At 52.6% G+C, this 1,235-nt stretch carries 1 protein-coding gene; it reads right to left on the bottom strand.

Going from position 1 to position 1,235, the window contains the following annotated elements; genetic code table 11:
• A partial coding sequence (locus ACHHRT_RS13810; protein ID WP_395500352.1) for a hypothetical protein occupies positions 1 to 1,073 on the bottom strand: 1,073 nt, incomplete at its 3' end.
• Between the last annotated feature and the right edge of the window lie 162 nt (positions 1,074 to 1,235).

The following is a 1,235-nucleotide window of genomic DNA, read 5'->3' as shown; positions in this document are numbered from 1 at the left end:
GTTGCGAACATTCCCTGACCCAAACCAGCTGGACTGATCACGGCCAGACTTAGGTGGCCATCTTCCCCATTCCCGGTTGTCACATATCGAGTTGAGGCAATACCCTGGGTTATTCCAGGGGCCAGCCTGAAAGATTCATCATTGACTTCACCCTGCTCATTGATCTTCAATAGAACGTCACCAGGAACCCTGATGGTCACCCCCACCCCACCGACTCCATCGGTCTCAACCTCACTTTGGATCTTAAATTCTAGTCGTGCCAAAACCCGACCAACGGTTGGCAAGCTTGTTGAATTCGAGTTGCTGATGCCTGTTTGGTTAAAATCTCCTACTAAAAAATCGTCAACCGCTTTGTCAAACACTACCAGTGTTTCGCTTGAAAAGTGGTTCTTCTCATCTAGCTCCGCAGTCAGTCGATCCAAAAGCTGCGTAACGGACAGATTCTCGTTGGCCGCCAACTGACACAGAGCCGCAAGAGCCAATGTGCTGCTTTTTTGGGAATCGGTCGCTCCAGCTAGTGCAAGGGCAGTGGGAGATACGGGAAGAGCCCGCAAAATATCAAACTTGAAGAGCTGGCCCAACAGATCGTTTGCCGCTTCAACATCATCGGGCCTCAAGCCGCCTGATAACATCTCCGCGCGGCGAACCGCCAGTTCCGTCACGGGCGTCACCGCCACGGCTTGATCAGCAACGAGGGTCGGCAGGGCAGCCCGTAGCGGCATATTTTCAGGAATTGTTTCCTCCAGGCCAGTAGCTTCGTCAATATAGCTCCCGCTACCCTCAATCAGCACCGCCCCCTCATAACCACTTAGGTTGAGCTGAAATCTCCCCTCGATGTCGGTCATGCCTTCCGTTATCTTCTCGCCTTTAAACCCAAAATTGTCTATGGCATATACGCGCACCAGCCCGTATTTCAACAAGCCCTTGGCAGCCACACCACTCAGTATTCGATCACCGCTCTGGGCGTCATTTGCGTCGGGATCCTGCCTGGAGTCGCCACCCCCGCCACTACACGCTCCTATAAAAATCCCCACGACAGCAATCAAAAGCAGGTACGTAATTTTGTGCTTCATGAGAAAAGGCCCCCTTGCCTTAGCAACAGCAGCTGTTAGAAATCCGTTTGTCCAAGCACTTTTTTGAGAATAACCAGGGCATCCCCGACACCGATCTTTCCATCTGGTTGCGGCAAGCCATCCACAAGGGGCGCCACATCACCATACTGGACAGCTTCTTCC

This window comes from Desulfurivibrio modestus (assembly GCF_044068625.1).
In the GTDB taxonomy this organism is placed as follows: Bacteria; Desulfobacterota; Desulfobulbia; order Desulfobulbales; family Desulfurivibrionaceae; genus Desulfurivibrio.
The sequence above is the reverse complement of the archived record's forward strand: the minus strand, read 5'-3'. Positions and strand labels throughout refer to the sequence as shown.